This window comes from Mesorhizobium sp. LNHC209A00 (assembly GCF_000502915.1).
Classification (GTDB): Bacteria; Pseudomonadota; Alphaproteobacteria; order Rhizobiales; family Rhizobiaceae; genus Mesorhizobium.
This window is the reverse complement of the sequence record NZ_AYWT01000007.1, coordinates 149,075-168,178: the sequence shown is the minus strand read 5'-3', so window position 1 is coordinate 168,178 and position 19,104 is coordinate 149,075. Positions and strand designations below refer to the sequence as shown.

General features: G+C 62.9%; 19 protein-coding genes and 2 pseudogenes. 8 read left to right on the top strand and 13 right to left on the bottom strand.

Annotated features, from left to right (window positions below; translation table 11 throughout):
• Nucleotides 1-3: 3 nt before the first annotated feature.
• The 3 genes from X739_RS147050 to X739_RS147060 form a co-directional block, all read right to left on the bottom strand.
• On the bottom strand, nt 4-876 hold the full coding sequence (locus X739_RS147050; RefSeq protein WP_023773140.1) for an undecaprenyl-diphosphate phosphatase: 873 nt from the start codon (nt 874-876) through the stop codon (nt 4-6).
• 280 nt (nt 877-1,156) lie between these two features.
• Nucleotides 1,157-1,354, bottom strand: coding sequence for a hypothetical protein (locus X739_RS147055; protein WP_023773141.1), 198 nt, complete (start codon nt 1,352-1,354; stop codon nt 1,157-1,159).
• Between the two features lie 152 nt (nt 1,355-1,506).
• Nucleotides 1,507-1,902 (bottom strand): GFA family protein, encoded by a 396-nt coding sequence (locus X739_RS147060; RefSeq protein WP_023773142.1) that lies wholly within the window; start codon nt 1,900-1,902, stop codon nt 1,507-1,509.
• Between the two features lie 114 nt (nt 1,903-2,016).
• Here X739_RS147060 and X739_RS147065 point away from each other — a divergent pair, with 114 nt between their 5' ends.
• Nucleotides 2,017-3,045: a 2OG-Fe(II) oxygenase family protein gene (locus X739_RS147065; protein WP_023773143.1), complete on the top strand. Its 1,029-nt coding sequence runs from the start codon at nt 2,017-2,019 to the stop codon at nt 3,043-3,045.
• Nucleotides 3,046-3,094: 49 nt separating this feature from the next.
• Here X739_RS147065 and X739_RS147070 read toward each other — a convergent pair whose 3' ends face one another.
• From X739_RS147070 to X739_RS147075, 3 genes and pseudogenes are all read right to left on the bottom strand, one after another.
• Entirely contained in the window at nt 3,095-4,051 is a 957-nt protein-coding gene (locus X739_RS147070; RefSeq protein ID WP_023795113.1) for an alpha/beta hydrolase, read from the bottom strand.
• A 25-nt stretch (nt 4,052-4,076) separates the two neighbouring features.
• A pseudogene (locus tag X739_RS01000000166300) lies at nt 4,077-4,561 on the bottom strand (SRPBCC family protein).
• Nucleotides 4,562-4,678: 117 nt separating this feature from the next.
• Nucleotides 4,679-4,927 carry a ParB N-terminal domain-containing protein gene (locus X739_RS147075; RefSeq protein WP_023773145.1) on the bottom strand — a complete coding sequence of 83 codons (249 nt, stop codon included), beginning with the start codon at nt 4,925-4,927 and terminating at the stop codon, nt 4,679-4,681.
• Nucleotides 4,928-5,082: 155 nt separating this feature from the next.
• Between X739_RS147075 and X739_RS147080 the strand changes: the two genes are divergently transcribed.
• Genes X739_RS147080 through X739_RS147095 form a run of 4 tightly spaced genes read left to right on the top strand, consistent with a single transcriptional unit; the run spans nt 5,083 to nt 9,585 of the window.
• A complete protein-coding gene (locus X739_RS147080; RefSeq protein ID WP_031252127.1) occupies nt 5,083-6,723 on the top strand; it encodes a N,N-dimethylformamidase beta subunit family domain-containing protein in 1,641 nt (546 codons plus the stop codon).
• Between the two features lies 1 nt (nt 6,724).
• A complete protein-coding gene (locus X739_RS147085; RefSeq protein WP_023795111.1) occupies nt 6,725-8,110 on the top strand; it encodes an aspartate aminotransferase family protein in 1,386 nt (461 codons plus the stop codon).
• 4 nt (nt 8,111-8,114) lie between these two features.
• The gene (locus X739_RS147090) at nt 8,115-9,044 is read left to right on the top strand and encodes a 3-keto-5-aminohexanoate cleavage protein (protein WP_023773148.1); all 930 of its coding nucleotides are present in this window, start codon (nt 8,115-8,117) and stop codon (nt 9,042-9,044) included.
• A 37-nt stretch (nt 9,045-9,081) separates the two neighbouring features.
• Nucleotides 9,082-9,585, top strand: a complete 504-nt coding sequence (locus X739_RS147095; protein WP_032922494.1) for a GNAT family N-acetyltransferase — start codon at nt 9,082-9,084, stop codon at nt 9,583-9,585.
• A 1,004-nt stretch (nt 9,586-10,589) separates the two neighbouring features.
• Here X739_RS147095 and X739_RS147100 read toward each other — a convergent pair.
• The 3 genes from X739_RS147100 to X739_RS147110 all read right to left on the bottom strand — a co-directional run bounded on the left by X739_RS147100 (nt 10,590) and on the right by X739_RS147110 (nt 13,553).
• Nucleotides 10,590-11,858, bottom strand: a complete 1,269-nt coding sequence (locus X739_RS147100; protein WP_031252126.1) for a cysteine desulfurase-like protein — start codon at nt 11,856-11,858, stop codon at nt 10,590-10,592.
• A 45-nt stretch (nt 11,859-11,903) separates the two neighbouring features.
• Nucleotides 11,904-12,971, bottom strand: a complete 1,068-nt coding sequence (locus X739_RS147105) for an aldo/keto reductase (protein ID WP_023795109.1) — start codon at nt 12,969-12,971, stop codon at nt 11,904-11,906.
• Between the two features lie 120 nt (nt 12,972-13,091).
• Nucleotides 13,092-13,553, bottom strand: a complete 462-nt coding sequence (locus X739_RS147110) for a hypothetical protein (RefSeq protein ID WP_023795108.1) — start codon at nt 13,551-13,553, stop codon at nt 13,092-13,094.
• A gap of 215 nt (nt 13,554-13,768) precedes the next feature.
• Between X739_RS147110 and X739_RS1000000169370 the strand changes: the two genes are divergently transcribed.
• The gene (locus X739_RS1000000169370) at nt 13,769-13,933 is read left to right on the top strand and encodes a hypothetical protein (protein ID WP_156939400.1); all 165 of its coding nucleotides are present in this window, start codon (nt 13,769-13,771) and stop codon (nt 13,931-13,933) included.
• Between the two features lie 3 nt (nt 13,934-13,936).
• Complete coding sequence (locus X739_RS1000000168200) at nt 13,937-14,101, top strand: hypothetical protein (protein ID WP_023795107.1); 165 nt, start codon at nt 13,937-13,939, stop codon at nt 14,099-14,101.
• Nucleotides 14,102-14,153: 52 nt separating this feature from the next.
• Here X739_RS1000000168200 and X739_RS01000000166290 read toward each other — a convergent pair.
• Nucleotides 14,154-14,659 (bottom strand): annotated as a pseudogene (locus X739_RS01000000166290) (DUF1993 family protein).
• A gap of 139 nt (nt 14,660-14,798) precedes the next feature.
• On the opposite strand from X739_RS01000000166290, the gene X739_RS147115 reads away from it, so the two are divergent.
• Entirely contained in the window at nt 14,799-15,848 is a 1,050-nt protein-coding gene (locus X739_RS147115; RefSeq protein ID WP_023795106.1) for a DUF1176 domain-containing protein, read from the top strand.
• Nucleotides 15,849-15,867: 19 nt separating this feature from the next.
• On the opposite strand, the gene X739_RS147120 is transcribed toward X739_RS147115, so the two are convergent.
• From X739_RS147120 to X739_RS147130, 3 genes are all read right to left on the bottom strand, one after another.
• Nucleotides 15,868-16,719: a phospholipase gene (locus X739_RS147120; RefSeq protein ID WP_032924301.1), complete on the bottom strand. Its 852-nt coding sequence runs from the start codon at nt 16,717-16,719 to the stop codon at nt 15,868-15,870.
• Nucleotides 16,720-16,792: 73 nt separating this feature from the next.
• A complete protein-coding gene (locus tag X739_RS147125) occupies nt 16,793-18,403 on the bottom strand; it encodes a molybdopterin-binding/glycosyltransferase family 2 protein (protein WP_023795104.1) in 1,611 nt (536 codons plus the stop codon).
• Entirely contained in the window at nt 18,400-19,104 is a 705-nt protein-coding gene (locus tag X739_RS147130) for an XdhC family protein (protein ID WP_023795103.1), read from the bottom strand. Before X739_RS147130 ends, X739_RS147125 begins: the two co-directional genes overlap by 4 nt.

Sequence of the window (19,104 nt, the reverse complement as noted above, 5' to 3'; positions counted from 1 at the left end):
GAGCTAGACGAGCCATCCCATCGCCACGCCCAGCAGCAGGACGACGCCGAGCAGGCCACGGTAGATGACAAAGGGCCAGGCGGAGAAGCGTTCCAGCACACGCATCAGGCCCCAGATGGCGAAGAAGGCCGAAATCGAGGCGACGAGCAGCCCCAGGCCGAGAACCGACCATCCATGGGCATCGAGATGCACCTTGTGCAGTTCCCACAATTCCTTGAGGCCGGCGAGTGCGATCGCCGGCAGCCCCAGCAGGAACGAGAAGCGTGCCGCCTCGGCCCGCTTGAAGCCGAGCCCCAGTGCGGCCGTCAGCGTCGAGCCGGAGCGAGAGACCCCCGGGATCAGCGCGCCAACCTGGGCGACACCGACAAGTAGCGCGTCGGCTAGCGACGCTTCGCCGATGGTGCGCTTGTGGCGGGCGAAAATCTCGGCCAGGGCCAGCAGGATCGCCATGGCTATGCAGGCCCAGCCAATCACGCTCAGGCTACGCAACGGCGAATTGCAGGCGTTGAGAACACCCGAAAGTACCACGCCGGCGATGAGGATGGGGATCGTCGCCAGCACGATCCAGGAAGCCAGTTGGAAATGCCGATCGGCGAAATCGCGCCGTGTGAGAGCGTCGATCGAACCGAACAGGAGATCCCTGACATCGCCCCAGAAATAGCTGACCACGGCGGCAAGGGCGGCAAGCTGCATGGCGGCGGAGAAGGCGGAACCCGGATCCTGCCAGCCAAGCACCGCCGGCACGATGCGCATATGGGCGGTCGAGGAAATCGGCAGCAGTTCGGTGATGCCTTGCACGAGGCCGAGGAATGCGACCTTGGCAAATCCAAGGCCGACAAAGCCCGTGTCGACGCCTTGCGTGCAGATATCAGCCATGTCGGGTTCCATGCGGGAGAAATCGGAGTCGCGAAGACACGATCGGAGGAGATCGGTGCCCGGCAAGGCATACCGTCATGCGGCGGATAATCAATTTACGGATTTGTAAGCTGGCACCGCCGCGTCGGACGCGCACGGCTTCGAAAGCACGTCGCGTCGATACGGATTCAGGCTACGCGCTTCAGATTTGTTTTTTGCATGTCGTCTTCCCAAAGGGCGACATGCATTCACCGGCCCGAAGGGCCAGCGATGCTCGCATGAATCGAGGTTGGCAAGACGATTACGGGCAGAGCCAAAGTTTCTGGCAGGTCCTGGCAATCACATGCGCGGGCGGCACGACAGGCTCCTCCGCGGCTGGCCGGCGAGCCCGCTCGAGCAGCATGCGCACCTGTTCCGGGCGCACACGGTCACGTTCCATCACAAGCAGGACCATCGGATCGCTCAAAAGCTCGTCCAGGGTGCTGATGCTGTCGTTCATCCGTCGTCTCCTCGAATGCCGGGCCCGCGACGCTTAGATAGGGAGACAAAGATGGCCCGCCAATGACGTTTTGCCGGCTATCACGTGTCTCTTTGGATTAATTTTTGGTCATCCTGGGGCACGTCCTTTCCCTTCACGGGGAAGAAGGAACGCTAGGCCGGCGGAGTGCCTTCAAATTGCGGCAGGCCGTCATCCAGCATCACCCAGGGCTGTTTCGAGACGGTCCAGATGTGCATCTGCGGCCGGAACAGCGACGGGTCGTCAAGCGAACCGGTCGTCACGCCGATGATGCCGGCGGAATCGCGCCGCGAAAACAGCGTCGTGCCGCAGGCTGGACAAAACCCCCGCTTGAGGTCCGGCGAAGTGTTGACCGTGGCCAACGGGCCCTCGACCGTCACATCGTCGATGCGAAACAGAACACGCGCATTGAACGCCGCGCCGATCGCCTTCTGGCAAAGCCGGCAATGGCAGATGCGCTCGTTGATGGGGGTAGCATCGGTGCGATAGCGCACCGCCCTGCACAGGCATCCGCCCTCGTATTTTGCCATCGCCTGGATCCATTGGTGGAGTAAACAGGCGGCAAAAGTAACGGCGAGGCCGATTGGGTCAATTGAAAAGCTTTGATACAAGGTCATCGATTATGGTGATGCTGCAGGATTGTCATGACACCCGAGATCGAAACGATCGGCATCGCGGCCCTGTTCGGGCCGCCCTCGCCCGCGCGCGACCGCGCCGACGCTGAGATCATGGCGGGAGCGGCCGGCATCGGCTTTCTGGCGGTCCGGGATTTTCCCGGCGATGACTGGCTGACGCCCAACAAGCGCGCGCGATTGCTGCGCGTCTTCGCGCTTCCCGACGCCGAGAAGCAGGAGTTACTGCGCTGGAATTTCGATCACACCAAGAAGAATTTCTACCGCGGCTGGTTTCCGCTGCAGCCGCAAGCCGTTTCCTACAAGGAAGGCATCGACATGGGGCCGGACCTTGCCGATGCAGCGCGAGTAACGGCCAGCGACGATCCTTTGTGCGAGCCGACACCGTTACCCGCCGAGAATGCCCTGCCCGGCTGGCGCGCTGCCGCAGCCGACTACTATCGCGTGATGGAAACGGTCGGCACCATGCTGATGCGGTCGATCGCCCGCGGGCTTGGCCTGCCTGACATGATCTTCGATAGCTATTTCGACGGCGGCATCTCGACGCTGCGCCTGATCCGCTATCCCCTGCGCGACGCCAGTGCCGGCGTCGATACCAGCGGGCCGGAGTTTTCGGTGACCCACAAAGGCGAGACGCGCACCATCATCGGCCGGGAACACGCCGATTCAGGCTTCGTCACCCTGCTGGCGCAGGACGGCGTCGAGGGCTTGCAGGCGAAGAACCTCACCGGCGAATGGATCGACGTGCCCCCAGCCGATGGCACGCTGGCGGTCAATTTCGGCCAGTTGCTGCAACGCTGGACCGGCGGCCGCGTTCGGGCGACACGGCACCGGGTCATTGCGCCAAAAACCGTGCGGTTCTCGATCCCGTTCTTCTACGAGCCACGTGTCGACGCGGAAATCTCGCCTCTACCGTTGGACGGCTCCGAACCCTTCGCGCCGTTTCTTTACGGCGACTATCTCTGGGAGTCGGCGACGAACTTCGTTGAAATGAGCGGCATCAAGCATCTGAGGCAGCCGCGCCGGGCCAAGGCTTCCTGAACAGCACGCCGGCTGTCTCGCTGGAGACGGCCGGCGGAGATGGCAGGGGTCATTCGGCTTCGCCGACCACCTCGTCCCAGCTCTTCACCCTGGTCTCGCCATCGAGGAACGGCAGTGCGGCGGCCGTCAGTTCCGGAGCGAAGAAGACATCGTAGTGGGTGCGGTTGGGCAGGATGGCCAGCCGGTTCTGCGACAGGTTCTCGCGCATCCAGCCGGCATCCTTCAGGCCGCCGCCGAGCATCTGGTAGAACTTGATCTCGTGCTCGGGCTTGTACATGTCGCTGTCTCCGTAAGCGAGCATGACTGGCATTTTCAGCTTGGGAACGTCGGCCGAGAAGTCGTAGTTCTGGCGCATGAAATTGCCGAGAGCGTCGAGCAGTTTCGGGAAGTCCTCCGGATGCGGGGCGACGGCGACGTAGGATTTGTACATCGGCGTGTCTTTCATGTACGCCGCGGCGGCGGCACTCACCTGTGCCTGCTGCGGACGCATCTCGTCGTAGAAGCCGTCGGCGGCATAGCCGGTCGACACAAGGACCAGCCGGCGCACAGCCTCGGGATGCTGGACCGCCATGCGGAAGGCAACCCCGCCGCCCAGCGAATAGCCCATGACGTCGACCGTGTCGTAGCCGAGTGCCTTGACGATACCAGCCATGTCGTCGCCGATCGCCTGCAGGCTGAATGGCCGGTCGCCAAGGGCGGTGCGGCCATGCCCCTGCAGGTCGACCCCGATGACGGTGCGGTTTTCGGCAAGCTTGGGCAGGATCGGCGCGAACATGTCGGTGGAGCCGAGACCGCCATGCAGCAGAAGCAGCGGCTCACCCTTGCCATAGACGGCGTAATAGTAATTTACGCCGTTGATCGGCAGCAGGCCGGACTTTTGTGGCTTCGGCAGTGTTTTCGTTTCGGTGGTCATGGCAGGCTTTGTCTCCTCTGCATTGATGGTGCCCGGGCAAGCGAGAAACGCAGCGGCCAAGGCAAAAATGGCAAAAAACAGAACTTTGGATATATCGATCTCCTCCGGTGTGGCTCTGTCAGAGCGCCCTGGCGAGATCTTCGAGCTGATCGGTGCACTGGCCCCAACCGGTGTGAAAGCCCATCGCCTCGTGGTGCTCGCGGTCGGTGACGCTCCAGTGCCGGACGCGCGCGATGTAGCGGGTCTTGCCCTCGCCCTCGTCCTCGAAGGTCAGTACGACTGTCATGAACGGTTTTCCGATGGCACCCATGACTGGGTATAAGCATCGGTGAAGACGATCTTCTCGCCGGGAACGACCTCGAGGAAGACGCCGGGGTTGGGGAACTCGTTGCCGTCGGGCCCTGCCATGACGACCAGGCTGTTGCCACCGGTGCGCACATCCATCTCGGCACGCGGCGTCGTCCACGGCTTTGGCGCGAACCATTGCGTGATCAATTTCGGTTCGGTCCAGCAGCGATAGACGTCCCCGCGCGGTGCATCGATGATACGGGCGAGAACCAGTTCGCGGTTGTCGGCGGGGGCGATGTCGAGCTTGGTGGCCACGGTGGTCTCCTTGGTTTGATCTGGCTTCCGTCCCAAGGACGAGCGGACGCAAAGCAAACCGACATTGCCCGCGAGAAATTCTGGAACGGAGGCTGAAAACGGCGAGCGGAGCCCGTGTCAGTGGCGCTTGGCTTGCACCAGATAGGCGTCGATTACGGTCTCGCCCAGCCATTTGGCGGCTTCGAGCCGATGCAGACCTTCGACAAGGATGTGCCGCTTGCCATCGTGGCGGACCTGGATCGGCGTCTTCATGCCGTTCTCAAGTATGTCCTCGGCCAGATGCCGGACGGTCTCGGGGTGCAGCGTCTTCTTCCGCGCCGTGGGCACGTAGATGTCGTCGACCTTGACCTTTTGGACCCTGAGCATGCCTGTCCCCTTGGCGGAACTGCCGCCGTCGTCCTGAGATAGTCGGTTTGGCGAAGGCGGCCAAGGGTGCGGCTAACGAATGCTGGCATGATCGTTTCCATTTGACGCCTGGCGGGCGGATCGCCGAAATGGCGCCTCAGATGGGCTAGGGCTTCATGATCAATCTGCCGACCGAATTCCCCGATTTCGGGCTGACAGCCGAGCAGCGCCGCCACGCGGTGCGCGGTCACTATTACGAGTGGCCAGGCATGGACGGAGAGCGCGGCGAAATCTGGTGCTACGGCGACCGGTTTTCGTATCGCGCCGGTGAGACAGTTACCCTGTACGTCAGTTCGACCGCCCCGTACTTCGGCATGACAATCGTTCGGGACGGCGGTGCCGAGACGAGGGTGTTCGAGAAGTCTGATATCGCATCGCGCTGGCAGGACAGTCCGGAGCAGTGCTCGGTCGAAGGCTGCGGCTGGGAAGCCTCGTTCGAATTTCGCATCGGGGAGGATTGGCCCTCTGGGGCCTATCGCGTGACGCTGGCGGCGGAAGGCCGCGACGGCAGGCCGATCCAAAGTCACCACGTTTTCATCGTCTCTCCCCAGCCCGGCAAGAAAACTGGCCGTGTGCTGCAGGTGGCGGCGACGGGCACCTGGCTTGCCTACAACACCTGGGGCGGCTCCAACCATTATCAGGGCATCACCGGGCCCGACCGCGACCAGTACTCGCCCATCGTGTCGACGCAGCGCCCATGGTGCCGCGGCTTCGTCCTGCTGCCCCGGGATGCACCGCGCGTGCCTTTGGAGGTCGCGGTGCCGCCGAAGACCGTGCCGCGCTATCCGCACATGGAATGGGCGCTCGCCACCGGCCATTCGAAGAAATACGCGTCGTCGGGCTGGGCCAGCTACGATAGCCATTTTTTTCGCTTTGCCGAACGATCAGGCTACGGCGTCGACCTCGCCAGCCAGCATGACCTCCACTTCTCGCCCGAGATTCTCGACGGTTACGACTGCGCGGTCTTCGTCGGCCATGACGAATATTGGACTTGGGAGATGCGCGACGCGGTCGACTTCTATGTCGAACGCGGCGGCCATGTTGCGCGCTTTGCCGGAAATTTCATGTGGCAGACGCGGCTGGAAGATGAGGGCCGTCGGCAGGTCTGCTACAAATACCGCGCCCGCACCGAGGACCCGGCCTATCGCGGCGGCGACGTGACCCGCGCCACCAATTCCTGGGAAGCACCGGAAATCGGCCGGCCGGGTTCGGCGACCTTCGGGCTCAATGCGACACGGGGCGTCTATGCCGGCTGGGGTGGCTGCGCGCCACGCGGCGTACGCGGCTTTCCGGTCTATCGGCCGGAGCACTGGGCCTTTGCCGGCACCGGCATCTACTATGGCGACCTGCTGGGCGCCGACAGCCACGTCTATGGCTATGAGGTCGACGGGCTCGATTTCGAGATTCGCGGCGGGCTGCCCTACCCCACGCCAGACAGCGGCGCGCCTGATGGCCTGCAAGTGCTGGCCGTCGGCATGGCCAGCCAGGTCGAGGAAAGCGCCGACATTCCGGTCGAGGACCAGTTCCTCACCGACGAGGATGGCCGCTTCACCGCCGAGACCTTGTTTGGCGAGGCAAGCGACGCCAATCTTGAAAAGGTCAAACGCGGCAATGGCATGATCGTCAATTTTCCACGCGGCAAGGGCGAGGTGTTCCACGCCGGAAGCTGCGAATGGGTCGCCGGTCTGCTAAGACAAGACCCGATGGTCGAACGGGTCACCCAAAATGTCCTCGACCGCTATCTCGGAAAGTTCTGACATGTCGAAAGCCCAGACCGCCGTCCAAGACACTGATGTCCGGCGCCAATCGCATTTGTTCTACCTCTCCAGCCTGCGCCGGCCACTGATCGACCGCGCCGAAGGCATCTACATGTGGACGCAGGATGGCCGCCGTTTCATCGACGGATCGAGCGGCCCAATGGTCGCCAATATCGGCCATTCCAACCGCAATGTGCTCGATGCGATGAAGCGGCAAATGGACCGCGCCACCTTCGCCTACCGGCTGCATTTCGAGAACGAGCCGGCGGAAGAATTGGCACGCGAACTGGCTGGAAAATTGCCTGAAGGCATGGACCGCATCTTCTTCGTCTCCGGGGGCTCGGAAGCGACGGAATCCTGCATCAAGCTGGCGCGGCAATGGGCTGTGGCCACCGGCCAGGCCAGCCGCTGGAAGGTGATCACGCGGTTTCCTTCCTACCACGGCGGCACGCTCGGTTCGCTTTCGATCACCGGCGACGACGCGTTGGCCGAAACTTTTACGCCGATGATGCGGGTGATGCCGACCGTGCCGGCACCGACCGCCTGGCGCGATCGCGACAATCTCTCGATGGAGCAGCGGGGCGTCCGCTACGCCGACATGCTGGAGGAGAAGATCCTCACTGAAGGTCCCGAAAGCGTCGTCGCCTTCATCATGGAGCCGATCGGCGGCGCGGCGACCGCGGCCCTGGTGGCACCCGACAGCTATTATGCGCGCGTTCGCGAAATCTGCGATCGCCACGGCATCCTGCTCATCCACGACGAAGTGATGAGCGGTGCCGGCCGCACCGGCAAATTCCTCGGCGGCGACCACTGGAACTGCAAGCCTGATATCGTCGCGCTGTCGAAGGGCTTGGGTTCGGGCTATGCGCCGCTTGGCGCGCTGGCCGCACCGATGCGACTGGTCGAGCCGCTTCTCGCCACCGGCGGCTTCCAGCATGGCCACACCTATGCCGGCAATCCGCTCGCCTGCGCCGCCGGCCTTGCAGTGCTGGGCGAAATGGACCGGCTCGACCTGATTGCCAATGCGGCTGCCATGGGCGACGTGCTGATGGACGGATTGGAGGCACTTGCGAGGCGGTTCCCGTTCATTGCCGATGTGCGTGGCAAGGGGCTGCTTACCGGCGCCGAAATGGTCGCCGAGCCCGATACGCTGAAACCGATCGAGCAGAGCAAAAAAGCCACGCAGCGCCTGCTCGATCTCGCCTATGAGCGCGGGCTGATCATCTATGGTCGCAGGGTCAAGGGAGGCGTCGACGGCGACAATTTCATGGTCGCGCCGCCGATGATCGTCACCGGTGAGCAGGTCGGCGAGATCATCTCCATCATCGGCGACTCGCTTGAGGTTCTGGCCACCGAACTCGACCTGCCGGTCGAAGGCCGGGGGTAGCGGAATGGCACCGCGAAAAGTCATCATCACCTGCGCCGTTACAGGCTCGGTACACACGCCGTCGATGTCGCCCTATCTGCCGGTGACGCCGGACCAGATCGCCGCGGACGCCATCGCCGCGGCCGAAGCCGGCGCTTCGATCCTGCATCTACACGCCCGCGATCCCAAGGATGGCCGCCCGACCGCCGACCCCGAAGTGTTCATGCAGTTCCTGCCGCGCATCAAGCAGGCGACCGATGCGGTGATCAACATCACGACAGGCGGCTCCTCGCTGATGACGCTGGACCAGCGGCTGGCGGCGCCGCTTCGGGCTCAGCCCGAAATGTGCTCGCTCAATATGGGCTCGATGAATTTCGCGCTGTTCCCGATGCTCGACAAGCCAAGGGACTGGCAGCACGAATGGGAACCGAAGCTGCTCGAAGCCACCCGCGATACCATCTTCAAGAACACCTTCGCCGACATGGAAGGCGTGATCGAGCGGCTAGGCAAGGGCTGCGGCACCCGCTTCGAGTTCGAGTGCTACGATGTCGGCCATCTCTATTCGCTGGCGCATTTCCGCGATCGGGGGCTGGTTTCGGGGCCGCTGTTCATTCAGTTCGTGCTGGGCATCCTGGGCGGCATCGGCGCCGACCCGGACAATCTCATCCATATGAAGCGCATGGCCGACAAATTGTTCGGCGACAGCTACCAGTTTTCGGTGCTGGCCGCCGGCCGCAACCAGATGCCGCTGATCTCGATCGCCGCGGCCATGGGCGGCAATGTCCGGGTCGGACTGGAGGACAGCCTCTATGATGGCCGCCAGCTGGCGAAGTCCAACGCCGACCAGGTGCGCCGCATCCGTGGCATTCTCGATGGACTGTCGCTGGAGGTCGCGACGCCGGCCGAAGCGCGCGAGATGCTGGCGCTCAAGGGCGGCGACAGGGTGGCGTTTTGACAAGATGACAGCGCCCGGTCCTGCCCCTGTACCTGTCATGAGTGCGGTTATCCTTCGCCCCGGCACCATCGATGACGTCGAAACCATTCACGCGGCGATCCTGAAGCTTGGCACTCATATCGGTGCGCCCGAGGAAATCATCTCGACGGCGGACGATCTCAGAAGCTGGGGCTTTGGCGAAAAACCCGCGTTCACCACCCTGATTGCAGAAGTCGACGGCGAATTCGCCGGGCTGTGTCTGCATTTCCCGATCTTCTCGACCTGGATGGGGCGGCCCGGCGTCTATGTGCAGGACCTCTATGTCGAGGACCGGTTTCGCGGTCGCAAGATCGGCGAACGCCTGCTGCGACGCGTGGCTGCCGAGTGCCGCAAAGAGGGCGGCGTGTATCTGAGGCTGTCGGTCGACACCGACAATGAGGGCGCCAAGGCCTTTTACGAACGGCTAGGCATTGCCTGGTCGAGCTACGAGCAGACGCAGAAGATCATCGGCGAGGCCTTTTTCGCCTTCGCCGAAGCGCCGGAAAATGGGGAGCAGCAATGAAGGCCTTCTATGCGCAGGAGCAGAAGCGCCACAATCCCAAGGCCTTTCTTTCCAGCGGCGCGGCGCAGCCCAACCCTGAAAAACCGGAACGCGTCGAGAGGTTGTTAGGCGGCGCAAAATCCGCCGGTTGCACGATCGAGCGACCGCGCGATCACGGGCTCGGGCCGCTCTCGGCGGTGCACACACCCGAGTATCTCGACTTCCTCGAACATATTTTCGAACGCTGGCAGCGGATCGAAGGGGCGTCGGCCGAGGTCATTCCCAACATCCACCCGATCGCCCGCAACGGCTCCTATCCGGCCTCCGCCGTCGGCCAGGCCGGCTACCATATGGCCGACACCGCCTGCCCGATCTCAGGCGAAACATGGCAGAGCGCGCTGTGGAGCGCCTGGAGCGCGGTGGAGGCAGCCGNGGAGTTCAGACGTGTGCTCTTCCGATCTTTGCCGATGTCGCCGGCGGCTTCTGCTTCATCAACAACTCGGCCGTGGCGGCGCAAGTGCTGCGCAGGCAGGCGGCCCGTGTGGCCATCCTCGATGTCGACCTGCATCACGGCAACGGGACGCAAGGTATCTTCTATGCGCGGCCCGATGTGCTCACCGTTTCGCTGCATGCCGACCCCGTGCGCTTTTACCCGTTTTTCTGGGGTCACGCCGACGAGCGTGGCGAAGGCCCGGGCCTAGGCTACAATTTCAACCTGCCACTGCCGCGCAAATCCGCCGACGTGGCATTCCTCGAAGCGCTCGAGGTGGCGTTCCAGCGTATCCGGTCCTTCTCGCCCGACGCGTTGGTCGTGGCGCTCGGCCTCGACGCCTTCGAGGGCGATCCGTTCGGCGGGCTCTCGGTGACGACGCCAGGTTTTTCGCGTATTGGCGAGGCCATCGCTGGGCTCGGCTTGCCGGCGGTCATCGTCCAGGAAGGCGGCTATCTCTGCGACGAACTCGGCGACAATCTCACCGCATTCCTCACCGGCTTCGGCGGCAAGGCGCGGTGAGTTCAAACCCAAATCAGGAGCGTTGCTGCCTGAGCATGGCAATCACCCTGTGCACGCTCTCCAGCGTCTCGTCGATTTCGGACGCGGTATTGTAATGCGCGATGCCGATGCGCACGACACCTTGCTCAGCCGGAATGCCGAGCTGATGGACGATCTCCCAGGCATAGTTGTGGCCTGACCACACGAAGATGTTCTCGGCGTTCATCTGCCGCACAATCGTTTCGGGGACAATGCCATCGACGGTGAAGGAGACAGTCGGCACACGATCGCCGAGCCGTTTCGGATCGGTGATGCCTCGGACCGTCAGCCCGGAAATGTCGGACAGGCCATCGATCAGCCTTTGCGCCAGCGGGTTTTCATGGCCGATGGAGACCTGGAACGCTCTGGCGATCTTCTGTCTTCTTGAACCACCCTCACCTGCCGCCGCGCCGAGCTCGGCAAAATAGTCGACCGCGGCGGTCAAACCGGCCATCAGTTCGATCTGGGGCGTGCCGAGTTCGAACCGCTCCGGCAGGCCGTTCGAGGAGCAACGGCATTTATAGGCTTGCAGACCTTCGATGACCTCGCGCCGGCCCCACAATATGCCCATATGCGGACCGAAGAATTTATAGGCCGAGCAGATCAGGAAATCGCAGCCGAGCTCCTGCACATCGATGAGCCCATGCGGCGCGAATTGCACGGCATCGACATAAACCAGCGCGCCGGCCTGTTTTGCAAGTTGGGTCAAGGACCTGACCCGGTTGATCGAGCCGGTGAGATTGCTGGCGTAGTTCAACGCCACCAGCCTTGTCTTCCCAGACAGCAAACCGGCGAGCGTCGTCTCCTCAACCTGCCAGGTCTTTTCGTCGAACGGCAACCAGCGCACGACGAGGCCGAGGTCCTCGGCCAGTTGCAGCCAGGGCGAGACATTGCCCTCATGATCCATGCGGGTGAGGATGATCTCGTCGCCTGATTTCATCGTGCGGCCGAGCGTGCGTGACATATGATAGGTCAACGTCGTCATGTTGGCGCCGATGACAATCTCCTGCGGGGTTGCCGCGCCGAGGAAGTCGGCCATGGCCAGATGCGCCTCGTCGACGACCTGCTGCGCCGCGATCGTCGTTTCGAAATAGCCGCCCAGATTGGCGTTGGTGGTAAGCAGGCAGCGCGACACCGCGTCGGCCACGGACCGCGGCACCTGCGTGCCGGCAGGATTGTCGAGATAGATGCGCCGCCGGCCCTTGTCGGTCAGCGCGAGGGCGGGGAATTTCCCACGCACGGCCTCGATCGAAAAGTCCACCATCGTCTCCATCCCTTTGCTGCTACGACAATTCGGCCCCGGGCTCGGTCACGGGCAGGGATTGCCGACCCTCTGGTGAACGGCATCCACCGCCTTCTGCATTTCTTCAGTCCAGACGACATCCACCGACGACAGCGCCATTTTCAGTTGGGAAATGGTTGTCGCGCCAATGATGTTGGAGGTCACGAAGGGCCGGCTCGATACATAGGCATTGGCAAACAGCGCCGGCTCCAGGCCGAAAGAGCGCGCCAGTTCATTGTATTCGAGCTGCGCTTCGGCGGCATTGGGCGTCTCGTAACGCTGGCCGCGATTGAACAGCTGCGAGCGCGAGCCCTGCGGGCGGGCGCCATGATCGTATTTGCCGGTCAGATAACCCTGGGCCAATGGCGAATAGGCAAGCAGCGACACCCCTTCGCGCTCGCAGACCTCGGCGAGGTTCACCTCAAAAGTGCGGTTGAGGAGGTTGTAGGCATTCTGGATCGAGGCGACGCGCGGACCAATCCCTTTGTCGGCCTCCGCAAGGAAGCGCATCAGGCCCCAGGAACTCTCGTTCGAAAGGCCGAAATGGCGGATCTTTCCTGCCTTCACCAGGTCATCGAACACCGCCAGCGTCTCGGCGATCGGGGTTTCACCGACCGGTGCGCCGACAGAATCGGCACGCCGCGCCACGGCGCCGACGCGCGTCGGGTTAGCGCCCCAGGGAATGTCCCGCTCCGGCCAGTGGATCTGATAAAGGTCGAGATAATCCGTGCCAAGCTTCGCCAGCGACTTGTCGATGGCATCGAAGATATCGGCCCGCGCCAATTGCGAGGGCCGGTCGCCGCGAAACCAGCTGTTGGCCGTGCGGCCGACGACCTTGGAGGCCAGGATCACCTTGTCGCGGTTGCCCTTGGCCTTCAGCCAACTGCCGATGATCTTCTCGGTCCGTCCTTGCGTCTCCGCCTTGGGCGGGATCGGATAGAGTTCGGCGGTGTCGATGAAATTGACGCCGCGCGAGAAGGCCAGATCCATCTGGGCATGGCCCTCGGCCTCGGTGTTCTGCTGGCCCCAGGTCATTGAACCAAGGCAGATCTGGGTAACAAGAAGATCGGTCCGACCGAGACGACGTTTGTGCATGGAATTCTGCTCCGGAGGGCATGTATGCGCGGCTGCGCGGGGAGGAGTTCGCATCTTATAGGAAAAGCGGAGGCGCTCTCCAAGCCTTGCCAGGCCGACTTTAGCGTGAGCAGAGCGTGGTTAGCGTCGTGCGGCGGCCACGGCGCGGCGCTTGGCCTCGTCGATCAGCATGTTGGCCACCTGCATGCGGATCATGGCGCGCTGGCGCAAATGCGGGGCGACGCGATCGGGATGGTTGGCGAAAGCAAAGCTGCGGCGCATGCGGCCGAATTCGGCGGCGCTCTTGGACTGCTCCAGCCCCAGTTCGACCGCAATCGATTCGGGATCGATTGGCGGCAATGTTTCTTCCGGCTTCGGCTCTTCGCCAGCCAGCGCCAACCTTGCCTGTTCAAGCACGGCGGCAAATTCGCTGGCCAGATCAGCGCCGGCCTCGCGATATTCCGCAGCGGATACCTTGATGCGGCCGGAATGGAGTTCATCGGCGACCGAGAGATAGTCGAACGGGATGGATGGGAGCGCGCCGGTCTCTGCGCCCTCACTGCCGTTGCCCTTGTCGGTTGCAACGAAGAGGTCGTCGAGCAGTGACGCAAAATCCCGCTTGGCGCCGGTAGCGATGTCAGCCTCCCCTATGCCCGACAGTTCGAGTTGCACACCATAGAAGCGGCTCGTTAAAAATAAATAGCGCCGATCTTAACTCATTTCCGGTCAGGGAATCGTTGCCGGAAGCGCAGGCAAAAAGCCGGACTGCATATTCATGCAGTCCGGAATTTCGCCAGGAGTGGCGAGGAAAACTGGCCATGTACCAGCTTCAAAGCCTACGTTTGGCGCTGCGCAAGAGTTTCACCTTGCTGCAAAAATTTCATCGAAAACCATCCGGACATGGCAGGCATGCATATGCTGCACTGCACAATCTTCACGATTCACCTATATTGCCTGATGTGGAGGACCAATCAGGAGCCTGAATCATGGGTTTCTTCACGGAAATGTTCACCCGGCCGCGCCCGCACGAACATCTGCGGTATCGCGCGGCGCTCGCGCTGCTTTATTCGATGAGCAATGCCGAGCGCGTCGACATCGGCATCAAGCCGGCCGATTTCCCACGCATCGCCCGCGAAATGTCCATCCGCTAAGCAGCTTGCGAGATGTCCCGGATCGACCCGGGACATCTCAAAGTCTGATTTCTCAACGCGATCCGAGGAATGTCGCCTTGCCCAGCGGCACGCCATTGTGGCGCAGGATGTCGTAGGCGGTGGTCAGGTGGAAATAGAAATTGGGCATGGCCACATGCAGCAGATATTGCATGCCGCTCAGCGTCGTTTCCCGCCCGCCCAGCTTCAGTTCGATCATCCTGTCATCCGACCCGTCGATATCGGCTGCGGAAAAAGTCGCCAGATAGGCGACCGTCTTGGCGAGCCTCGCTTCGAGATCGGCGAAGCTTGCTTCATTGTCCTCATATTTAGGCACTTCGCGGCCGGCCAGCCGTGAAGGCGCGCCCTTGGCATGGTCGGTTGCGATCTGTACCTGCCTGGCGAGTGCGAACATGTCGGGCGCCAGCCGCGCCGTCAAAAACACCTGCGGGTCGATCTTTCGGTCAAGCGATTCTGTTCGGCTGCAGCCAGCACACTGGAAAGTGCTTTCAGCCTGGCCGAAAACACGGGCACGGATGCCTCATACATCGATATCGTCACGTCGGATCTCCTGTCCGGCAGGAACGCCGGCGGGAGGACGTAGCGCTCTCAGGCGCGATTCTTCAAGCGGCGGCCGCATGACGTCACCACGTCGCCGCAATCGCTGTGGTAGAATCTTCGTTATCGAGCGGAGATTCCGATGAGACGCGCCCTTTTCGCAGCGACAGCCCTTCTCTCCCTTGCCACTACAGGCCACGCGGCATTGGCCGCAGCGGACACACCCGAAGCGCCTTACGTCGACGATCGGTCGAGCGCGGATGCGGTCGTGCATTCACTCTACAGCGCCATCAACCGGCATGAATTCGCCCGCGCTTGGGGCTACTACGGCGATACAAAGCCGGCAAAGGATTTCGATACATTCGTCAAAGGCTATGACGGCACGGACAAGGTGGAGGTCAAGACCGGTCCGATTTCGGACGAGGGCGCGGCGGGCAGCATCTATTACAACGTCCCGGTCGCTATCCAGGCAATCGACAAGAAGGGCGAGGCGAAGGTTTTTGCCGGCTGCTATACGCTGCGCCAGGTCAACGCCCAAATCCAGGCGCCGCCGTTCCAGCCTATTTTCATCGACAAAGGGGCGCTGAAGCCCTCCACCGCCGATTTCGACGACGCGTTGCCGCCAAGCTGCGGCGACGGCCCGCCGCCGCCCAAAAAGGACACCGCACTGGAACAGGCCAAGAAGGCCTTTCTGGCGACCTATGGCGACCAATGCGACAAGGACCGTCTGGCCAATGAGCCGGAGGTCTTTTCGATCAAATACAAGGACAGGAATGCTCAACCGAACGATCCTGACAAGGAGACCCGGCTGTTCCACTTTTCCTGCTCGGCCGCCGCCTACAATGAAAGCTCGGTCTATTACATGACCGACGAGGTGGACGGTGTCAGGCAATTGCAGTTCGCCGAGCCGGAGACCGATATACGCTACGAGAACAACGACAGCGACGGCAAGCTGTTGAGTGTAACGGTGATCGGCTTCCGGACCACAGGGTGGGCTGTCAATTCCGATTATGACCAGGACGCTCACACCATCACCACGTTCAACAAATGGCGCGGCGTCGGCGATGCTTCGGATGCCGGGACCTATCTGTTCCGCAACGGCGATTTCTCGCTGGTCCAGTATGACGTCGACGCGTCCTATGACGGCGAGGAGAACCCGCAGACGATCGTCGACTACAACACCGCGCCTTAGATCCTCTAGCGCATCAGGCTTAGGGTGCCTTCGACAGCATCCAGTTGAGCGTGCCGCGCCAGTCTACCATGCGGATCGGCGTGCCGTGCGTGCCGGTCTCGAAGCGGACGAAGCGGGTCGGATAGTTTTTGGATTTCGCAAGGATAGAGCGGAAAAACACTTCCTGGTTGGCCACGGGAAAGACCACGTCATGGCTGCCCTGGCCGAAGAACACCGGCACGCGACGCTTGAAGGCGGGACTTGCAAGAAAGCCCTCGTCCCACAACGATCCGAGCAGCAACAGTCCATTCACGCGGCCACCAGTATCCTCGCGTGCTGCAAGTTTCCAGCACAGCGCGCCGCCCATCGAGCCGCAGGCGACGAAGATTTTCGCGTCCGGAGACTGTTCGGCATAATGGTCGATCAGGGCCGCGACCAGTGCCGCGCCCTTGTCGCCGAAATCAGGAAAATCCGGAGAAATATAGAGCCCGCCATTGCCGGCCATCAGGTTCTTGAGCCGGTTGAAATTGCCACCGAAGGTGAAATCGTCGATGCCTTGCTTGCGGCTGCCGCCCTGCCCATGCAGGTAAAGCACGATGACGGTGGCTCCTTGCGTCTTGCCGACGGCGACATGCCTGACATCGCCGGCGTCGGTCTTCAGCATCAGATCCTGCTGCACCTTGCGTACGCCGGTGTCGGTGTACGGGGTATGCACGCGCTTTTCGGGCACCTCGTCGCGCTGGTTGATGTCGCGCATCTCACGGTAGTCGAGGACCGTGTAGGCGCCGTTGCTGTCGGACGAGAGCGTCGCCGGATAGGCGAAGAGATCGTCCTTGAAAGGTTTCAGGGACAACGTGTCGGCGCTGGCGGCCGAGCCAAACAAGAAAAGCATTGCCGTGAGGAAAGCGCGGCACGCGAAGGTACGAATAGCCATACCGCAGGCATGCTAATGCCGCCTCTGTTTGTCAATCCTGCAGCACGCCGCCAGCGCCTTCCAGTGCCTCTCGGGTGTCGACATCGACGGACGCGCCCTCGCCGATCTCGACATCGATGACATCGAGCCCTTCGGCCTCGACCAGATAGCGAGCGCCGGTGTCGCCTTCGAGATGGGCGATTGCCGCGAATAACGAGCGCGGCAAAAGCACCGGGTTGCCGCGTTTGCCTTGGTGCGTGGCACGGATCACGGAGTTGCCGCCGGCCCTGCGGAAGGCATCGATAAGCCTGTCGAGGTCGTCGGATGCGACACCCGGCATGTCTCCCAGAACGATCATCGCACCAGCGGCGTCTTCGGGCAGATAGGCAGTGCCGGCCTTAAGCGAGGTCGACAGACCATCGGCAAAATCGGGATTGTCGGCGAAGGTGACGTCCAGACCTGACAATGCCGCGCGCACCCGCTCGCGCTGATGACCGGTGACGACGATCGTGCCCGAAGCCTTCGAGGCGAGCGCGCGTTCGGCGGTGCGGCGCACCAGCGGCTGGCCGTCGAACAGCGCCATCAGCTTGTTCGGCCCGCCCATGCGGCTCGACCGGCCCGCCGCCAGAAGCACGATCCCGACCTTGAGCCGACTTTTGGGCGGCAGCGGCTCGCGCGGCTGCGGCCGCGTCGGTATCTCCATCAGCAGGCCGCCGACGCCCATGCCGGCAATGTCGCGCGCGGTAACGTCCAGGCCGGCAATCAATCGATCGAGCACCCAGTCGAAGCCGTTCTCCTTGGGGCTGCGGGCGCAGCCAGGCGCGCCGATGATGCGCTTGCCGCCGAGTGTGCCGAGCACCAGCAGATTGCCGGGATCGACCGGCATGCCCGCGCGGATGACGGTACCGCCCGCCCTCTCGATCGCCGCCGGAACGACGTCGGCGAAATCGCTCATGGCGGAAGCCCCGAAGATCACCACCATATCGTTGTCGCGCGCAAGCGCGATGGCGGCCTCGGCGACAGGGGCGATCTCATGCGGCGTACGGCGCTCCGCCGTCAGCCAGCCACCGGAGCGCGCCAGCCGGGCTTCGGTGACGCGCAACGTCTTGTCGAGCACGGTCGGTTTGGTGCCCGGCAGCACCGTCTGGATGACGCCGACACGCATCGACCGATAGGCGTTGACGGCAAAAATCTCACCGCTGGCGCAGATCTCCGCCACGGCGGCCACCAACGAGGAAGAGACCGCGAAAGGGATGATCTTCACCGTCGCGACCATCTGGCCCTTTTCGACCGGCGCGTGCTGGGCCAGCGTCGCGATGGTGATGGCAGGATCGACGGCATTGATGGCATCGATGACAGCTTCACTGACGGTGAAGATGCCAGCCGCCTTGGCGTGGAGATTGACCCGGCCGGTGGCGGCGGGCTTCGCCTCGATGCCGCCTAAGGTCATGCTTTCGGCAATTTTTTGCGCCGCGGCGTCCTCGCCGAGATCGTCCGGCGCCAGCACGGCAGCAACGACCCGCGAAACACCTGCCCCCTTGAGCATGGAGATATCTTCGGCGCTCAGCCTGTGCGCCTTGCGAAATCGCTTTTCGCCGGCCGCAGTGGCATGCGCCAGCACCGCCCCTTCGGCCGCGTCGATCGGGATCGGACCGAATTTCACGCCGCCGCGCCCTTCGCATCGAGGCCCCGTGAGCGGAAGGCAAGAATGGTCTGCGCGAGAATGGCGACGGCGATCTCGGCGGGGCTTGCCGCCCCGATGTCGAGCCCGATCGGCGCGTGGATACGCGCGATCTGGTCTGCACTCGCGCCCAGCGACAGCAGGCGCTCGACGCGCTTGGCATGCGTCTTTCGGCTGCCGAGCGCTCCGACATAGAAACAGTTGGCGTCGAGTGCCGCCTTCAGCGCGAAATCGTCGATCTTCGGGTCATGGGTAACGGCGGCCAGCGCGGTGTAAGCGTCGAGCGGCTGGCGTTCCAGCACATCCTGTGGCCAGTCGGCATGCAAGGCGACATCGGGAAAGCGGTCCGATGTGGCGAACGCGGTGCGCGGATCGATGATCTCCAAGGGATAGCCGGCGATCCGGGCCATAGGCGCGAGCGCCTGACTGATATGCACGGCGCCGATCACCACCAGACGCGGCCGCGGCAGATGCGCATTGAGGAAGAAGGTCCGCCCTTCCGACTCGACGGACCCCGAATTGCCGGATCGAAACGCCTTGGTGATCGCCGCTCCGAGATCGCCGGCGACCTGATCGCCCTCCCGCACGATACGGTCGCGACCATCGCCGAGATCGGTGACGAGGATCGCCGCGCGGCGGGCGCGCCGCTCGGCATTGAGCGTCTTCAGCGCATAAGGATCCAT

Coding starts and splice junctions, on each gene's coding strand:
- X739_RS147120 (WP_032924301.1), bottom strand. CDS start 16,719: ATGCTTTTCTTGTTTGGCTCGGCCGCCAGCGCCGACACGTTGTCCCTG.
- X739_RS147065 (WP_023773143.1), top strand. CDS start 2,017: ATGACACCCGAGATCGAAACGATCGGCATCGCGGCCCTGTTCGGGCCG.
- X739_RS147075 (WP_023773145.1), bottom strand. CDS start 4,927: ATGCTCAGGGTCCAAAAGGTCAAGGTCGACGACATCTACGTGCCCACG.
- X739_RS147130 (WP_023795103.1), bottom strand. CDS start 19,104: ATGGATCCTTATGCGCTGAAGACGCTCAATGCCGAGCGGCGCGCCCGC.
- X739_RS147050 (WP_023773140.1), bottom strand. CDS start 876: ATGGCTGATATCTGCACGCAAGGCGTCGACACGGGCTTTGTCGGCCTT.
- X739_RS147090 (WP_023773148.1), top strand. CDS start 8,115: ATGGCACCGCGAAAAGTCATCATCACCTGCGCCGTTACAGGCTCGGTA.
- X739_RS147115 (WP_023795106.1), top strand. CDS start 14,799: ATGAGACGCGCCCTTTTCGCAGCGACAGCCCTTCTCTCCCTTGCCACT.
- X739_RS147095 (WP_032922494.1), top strand. CDS start 9,082: ATGAGTGCGGTTATCCTTCGCCCCGGCACCATCGATGACGTCGAAACC.
- X739_RS147080 (WP_031252127.1), top strand. CDS start 5,083: ATGATCAATCTGCCGACCGAATTCCCCGATTTCGGGCTGACAGCCGAG.
- X739_RS147100 (WP_031252126.1), bottom strand. CDS start 11,858: ATGGTGGACTTTTCGATCGAGGCCGTGCGTGGGAAATTCCCCGCCCTC.
- X739_RS147055 (WP_023773141.1), bottom strand. CDS start 1,354: ATGAACGACAGCATCAGCACCCTGGACGAGCTTTTGAGCGATCCGATG.
- X739_RS147105 (WP_023795109.1), bottom strand. CDS start 12,971: ATGCACAAACGTCGTCTCGGTCGGACCGATCTTCTTGTTACCCAGATC.
- X739_RS147085 (WP_023795111.1), top strand. CDS start 6,725: ATGTCGAAAGCCCAGACCGCCGTCCAAGACACTGATGTCCGGCGCCAA.
- X739_RS1000000168200 (WP_023795107.1), top strand. CDS start 13,937: ATGGGTTTCTTCACGGAAATGTTCACCCGGCCGCGCCCGCACGAACAT.
- X739_RS147060 (WP_023773142.1), bottom strand. CDS start 1,902: ATGGCAAAATACGAGGGCGGATGCCTGTGCAGGGCGGTGCGCTATCGC.
- X739_RS1000000169370 (WP_156939400.1), top strand. CDS start 13,769: ATGTACCAGCTTCAAAGCCTACGTTTGGCGCTGCGCAAGAGTTTCACC.